This is a genomic window from Arthrobacter sp. I3, assembly GCF_000520575.1.
GTDB classification, from domain to species: Bacteria; Actinomycetota; Actinomycetes; order Actinomycetales; family Micrococcaceae; genus Arthrobacter; species Arthrobacter humicola_A.
The window spans coordinates 3,692-8,771 of record NZ_KI914913.1; the positions used below are offsets into that span (position 1 = coordinate 3,692).

At 67.1% G+C, this 5,080-nt stretch carries 6 protein-coding genes and 1 pseudogene; 2 read left to right on the top strand and 5 right to left on the bottom strand.

Annotated elements, in window-relative coordinates:
• Window positions 1-34: 34 nt before the first annotated feature.
• The 3 genes from rph to murI are packed head-to-tail and all read right to left on the bottom strand — an operon-like array spanning window position 35 to window position 2,657.
• Window positions 35-793 (bottom strand): ribonuclease PH, encoded by a 759-nt coding sequence (gene rph / locus Y706_RS0107020; RefSeq protein WP_028276043.1) that lies wholly within the window; start codon window positions 791-793, stop codon window positions 35-37.
• A gap of 53 nt (window positions 794-846) precedes the next feature.
• Window positions 847-1,644, bottom strand: a complete 798-nt coding sequence (locus Y706_RS0107025; protein WP_028276044.1) for an MBL fold metallo-hydrolase — start codon at window positions 1,642-1,644, stop codon at window positions 847-849.
• Entirely contained in the window at window positions 1,641-2,657 is a 1,017-nt protein-coding gene (murI, locus tag Y706_RS0107030; protein WP_028276045.1) for a glutamate racemase, read from the bottom strand. Before murI ends, Y706_RS0107025 begins: the two co-directional genes overlap by 4 nt.
• 227 nt (window positions 2,658-2,884) lie before the next feature.
• Here murI and Y706_RS24030 point away from each other — a divergent pair, with 227 nt between their 5' ends.
• A complete protein-coding gene (locus Y706_RS24030) occupies window positions 2,885-3,652 on the top strand; it encodes an EAL domain-containing protein (protein WP_043435232.1) in 768 nt (255 codons plus the stop codon).
• A 4-nt stretch (window positions 3,653-3,656) separates the two neighbouring features.
• Here the strand turns inward: Y706_RS24030 and Y706_RS0107040 are convergent, their stop codons facing one another.
• Window positions 3,657-4,217: a DUF2017 domain-containing protein gene (locus Y706_RS0107040; RefSeq protein WP_028276046.1), complete on the bottom strand. Its 561-nt coding sequence runs from the start codon at window positions 4,215-4,217 to the stop codon at window positions 3,657-3,659.
• Complete coding sequence (gene clpS, locus Y706_RS0107045; RefSeq protein WP_018775730.1) at window positions 4,210-4,575, bottom strand: ATP-dependent Clp protease adapter ClpS; 366 nt, start codon at window positions 4,573-4,575, stop codon at window positions 4,210-4,212. Before clpS ends, Y706_RS0107040 begins: the two co-directional genes overlap by 8 nt.
• A 37-nt stretch (window positions 4,576-4,612) precedes the next feature.
• Between clpS and Y706_RS24035 the strand changes: the two are divergent.
• A pseudogene (locus Y706_RS24035) lies at window positions 4,613-5,080 on the top strand (nicotinate phosphoribosyltransferase); the annotation flags it as partial.

The window sequence follows — 5,080 nt, forward strand, 5'->3', positions numbered from 1 at the left end:
TCGGCTTCCGGCCGGTCCGCGAGGGGCGTCTCCGTCACGGGGCCTCCGCCAGGGTGTCGCGCTGGATCGCGGCGAGCTGCTCCGTGCCCAGCAGCGCCAGGTCCAGCAGCTTGTTCAGTTCGTCACGGTCGAACGGTGCGCCCTCGGCGGTGCCCTGGACTTCGACGAACTTACCGGAGCCTGTCACCACGACGTTCATGTCGGTCTCGGCGCGCACGTCTTCGACGTAGGGCAGGTCGAGCATCGGGACGCCGTCGATGATGCCCACGGACACCGCGGCGATCGTGTCGATCAGGGGCTGGGCGTTGCGGGCGATCATCTTCTTCTCGCGGGCGAACCGGATGGCGTCGGCCAGTGCCACGTAGGCGCCGGTGATCGCCGCGGTGCGCGTGCCGCCGTCGGCCTGCAGGACATCGCAGTCCAGCACGATCGTGATCTCGCCGAGGGCCTTGGTGTCGATGATGGAGCGCAGCGAGCGGCCGATCAGCCGGGAGATCTCGTGGGTGCGGCCGCCGATTTTGCCCTTGACCGACTCGCGGTCGGACCGGGTGTTCGTGGCCCGGGGCAGCATGGCGTACTCGGCCGTGACCCAGCCGCGGCCCTCGCCCTTGAGCCAGCGCGGCACGCCCTCGGTCAGGGAAGCCGTGCACAGGACCCGGGTGTTGCCGAACTCGATCAGGGCCGAACCCTCGGCCTGCTTGGACCAGCCGCGCGTGATGCTGATCGGGCGCAGCTGGTCGGGGGTACGGCCGTCGGCGCGGATGACGGGGACACTGGGAGCTTGGGAAGTCATGCCTTTAGCTTATCGACTCACCCGGCCCGGCCCGCGCGGGCCGCCTGCGCGCGCTAGACGGTGTAGTGCACGCCCGCGACGGCGACCGCCACGTCCTTGCCGAAGATCTCCTTGGCCTCTGCCATGACGGTGGTCGGCGACGTCCAGACGGGAATGTGCGTCAGCAGCAGCCGGCGCGCGCCGGCTGCGACGGCGGCCTCCCCCGCCCGCTTGCCCGTCAGGTGCACGTCCTTGATCGCGTCGTCGCGGCCTTCCTCGAACGCCGCCTCGCACAGGAAAAGGTCGGCGTCGCGCGCGGCGTCCTCCAGGCCCGCGCAGGAGTCCGTGTCCCCGGAGTAGCTCAGGACGCGGGTCACGGGCGTGCCGTCCTTGGCGGGCTCGGTGACCTCCACGCGGAGGGCGTAGGCCTCCTCGACCGGATGGTTCACCGCATAGGGCGTCACCGTGAACGGGCCGACGCTGACCGGCTTGCGCTCGGACCAGGTGCTGAAATCGAATTCCTCGTGCATGCCCGGATCCAGGTCCAGCCCGTAGGCCGTGGCCATCCGGTCGGCCGTCGCGGCGGGCCCCCACACCGGAATCCTTCCCCGTCCCCAGCCGCCCGGCTTCCAGCGCACGGCAACATGGAGCCCGCACAGGTCCATGCAGTGGTCCGGGTGCAGGTGGGTGAGGAAGATCGCATCAATGTCCTCCAGGTCCGTGTAGCGCTGGATGGCGCCGAGAGCCCCGCTGCCGAGGTCCAGGACGATCTTCCAGTTCCGCTCGCCGTCGTTGGCGGTCAGCAGATAGCACGACGCCGGCGAACCCGGCCCCGGGAAGGAGCCGGTACAGCCCACGATGGTCAGCTTCACAGCAGTGGTCCCCCGCCCGCGGATCCGCCCACGAAGTTGGAGATCCGCGGCCGGCCCGCGCCGGCCCGGGCGGCGGCGATCATCTCCGGGGTGATCCGGGCGAGGCTGCCGGTGGGGTACTGCGCCGCGACGTGGTCCACGTGGCGGACACTGAGGACCTCGGGGCCCAGGAAGCGCCGGGCGAGGTGCTCAAACTGGGCGGCGTCGCCGGTGGCGATGAAATTGTGCTCCGGCGCCGCGGCGTCCGTGCGCTCCAGGCCCCGGGAGGCCAAAGCCCGGTAGACGTCCTTGGCGGTTTCCTCGGCGCTGGAAACCAGCGTGACGTCCTCGCCCATAACGAAGGAGATCACGCCGGTGAGCAGCGGGTAGTGGGTGCAGCCGAGCACCACGGTGTCCACTCCGGCGGCAATGAGCGGTGCCAGGTAGTCGCGGGCGACTGCGAGCAGTTCCGGTCCGGTGGTAATCCCGGCCTCCACGTACGGCACGAACGCCGGGCAGGCCACGGACGTGATCTCCAGATCCGGGGCCGCGGCGAAGGTGTCCTCGTAGGCGCGCGAGCCCACCGTGGCCGAGGTCCCGATCACGCCCACCCGGCCCGTCCGGGTCGCCGCGACGGCACGCCGCACGGCCGGCTGGATCACTTCGATCACGGGGATCCCGTACCGGGCCGTGTACCGTTCGCGGGCGTCACGCAGCACGGCGGCGGACGCGGAGTTGCAGGCGATGGTCAGCAGCTTCACGCCGGAATCCACGAGCTCGTCCATGACGCCGAGGGCGTTGGCCCGGACTTCGGCGATGGGAAGGGGGCCGTAGGGGCCATGCGCAGTGTCACCGACATACAGGATGGATTCGTTGGGCAGCTGGTCAATGATCGAGCGGGCCACCGTGAGGCCGCCGACTCCGGAGTCGAAGACGCCGATGGGGCGCGACGCCAGCCCGGCATTTCCGGCGCTGCCCGCTGCGGTCTCCGCCGCAGCTGGCGCTGCCGGATCCGTATTTGATGCTGAAGTCATGATTATTCGAGGATAGGGCTTCACTACAGGCACGGCCATCACATTGTGTCCTGCAACTCGTGTCTGATGGGTCACACGGGTTTCGGGCCGATGGGCAACGCGGGGAAGACCCCTGCTCATCGGTGCCAGCCTGCCGCTGTCCCCGCCCTGTATGCTATGGGCGCCGTCGGGATGTCGGCGGCGACCGTCGTGCCCCCACGATGGACGAAACAGCGAAAGGACCGCATATGACATGCGACGGCTGCACGACGTCGTCAAAGCTCGACTTTGATTTCAGCATGGCCTTCCAACCGATCTATGACGCCGTTGCTGGTCGCGTATGGGGCTACGAGGCACTGGTCAGAGGCTTGTCGGGCGAGGGGGCTTTTCACGTCCTGTCCAGAGTCGCACCTGAGCAAAAGTACCGTTTCGACCAGGACTGCCGCGTCAAGGCAATCGAGCTGGCATCGCGGCTGTTTCCTGCCGGTGAGGACTTGATTCTCTCCATCAACTTCATGCCGAACGCGGTGTACGAACCGGCCGCGTGCCTTCGTGCGACGCTGCTTGCAGCCAGGCGTTGCAGCTTTCCGACGTCGTCGATCATGTTCGAGTTCACGGAGAATGAGGAGGTTTCCGACACCGCCCACCTCACGAACATCATCACCGAATACCGCAAGCATGGTTTCACCACCGCCATCGACGACTTTGGTGCCGGTCATGCAGGGCTGGGGCTGCTGGCCGATTTCCAGCCGGACCTGATCAAGATCGACATGAAGCTCATCCGGGGAATCGACACCAGCCCGGCCCGCCAGGCTGTCGTTGCTGGCATCGTCGGCATCGCCAAGGATCTCGACATCACGGTGCTCGCAGAGGGCATCGAGACGGAGGCGGAGTTCCGGATTCTGAAGGAGGCCGGCATCCGCTTGTTTCAGGGATATTGGTTCGCAAAGCCGGCCTTCGAGGAGCTTCCACAGATACAGTCCGTGCCTGTTTCTGACGCCACCGCTGTCCCTTAGCGGCCTACCTATCGAGCGAGTGCGCCATGGCCTGGACCAGCGACTCCTGCAGCCAGGTGGTGAAGTTGTACACCAGGGCCAGGTAGCTTTCGACGTCCTCGGCCTGGGCCCAGTCCTGCATGAGGTGGATGTTGTCGGCGTCGGCGTCGTCACGGATGTCGAGGCGTTCGGCCAGCACCAGCCGGACATCGTTGAGCGCGGTGGCCCAGTGCCGGGCGTCGTCCGGGGTCAGGACGAGGTTGTCCCGGTCCAGGCTCAGTGCGGCCGCCTTCAGCGCGCCGATCTTGCTTTCGCGCAGCGACCGCTCGGTGTAACGGCGGAACTCCAGGGAGGCGTCGTCGTCGTTCTTCATCACGTTCGGCAACAGCCGCCGCATGGCGCGGTCAGAGGGTTCGCGGGCTTCGGTGTCCAGGCCCACCAGGGCCGCCAGCGGGTCCTCGTTGGCGCGCTGCTCCGGCTCCAGCATGGAGATGACGTCATCGAAAAGGCTGCGCAGCAGCTCCCGCTCGGCCGGCTCCAGATGGCCCTTGATGCCCTTGAGCCCGTACTTGAATGCCTTAGCCACGTTTTCCCTTGCCTTTGCCGGAACCGCCCGCGTTGCCGCCGGTGGCCTTTTCCACCGTCGCCCAGAGGCCGTAGCCATGCATCGCGACGGCGTGCTGCTCCACCTGTTCCTTGCTGCCGTGCGCCACGATCGAGCGGCCCTTCTTGTGGACCTCCATCATCAGCTTGTTCGCTTTGGCCTCCGAGTAGCCGAAATAGCTGCGGAACACATAGCTCACATAGCTCATCAGGTTCACGGGATCGTTCCAGATCACGAGGTTCCAGGGGACGTCCGGGGCGGTCAGGACGTCGCCGGACGTCACTGTTCCGGTCTGGGTACTCTCCCGTGTGTCGGGGCCGAGCGCAACGCTGAGGGTCATCTGTCCATTCTATGGGGATGCACACTAGAGTGAATTTGTGAGTACCTCCGCTGGCTGGGACCGTCCCCGCACGTCCCTGTACACAGACCACTACGAGCTGACCATGCTGCAGGGTGCCCTGCAGTCCGGCGCGGCGCACCGCAAATCGGTCTTCGAGGCCTTCGCCCGGCGGCTCCCGGACGGGCGCCGCTACGGCATCGTGGCAGGCACCGGCCGCCTCCTGGAAGGGATCGCGAACTTCCGCTTCGGCGAGCCGGAACTGGACTACCTGCGCCGGACCAAGGTGGTCAACGACCAGACACTGGAGTACCTGGCCGGCTATAGCTTTTCCGGCGACATCTGGGGCTATCCGGAGGGTGAGGCGTACTTCCCGAACTCCCCCGTGCTGATCGTTGAGTCCACGTTCGCCGAGGCCTGCATCCTGGAGACCTACCTGCTCTCCGTGCTCAACCACGACTGCGCCATCGCCTCTGCCGCCTCCCGGATGATCTCCGCGGCCGGGACC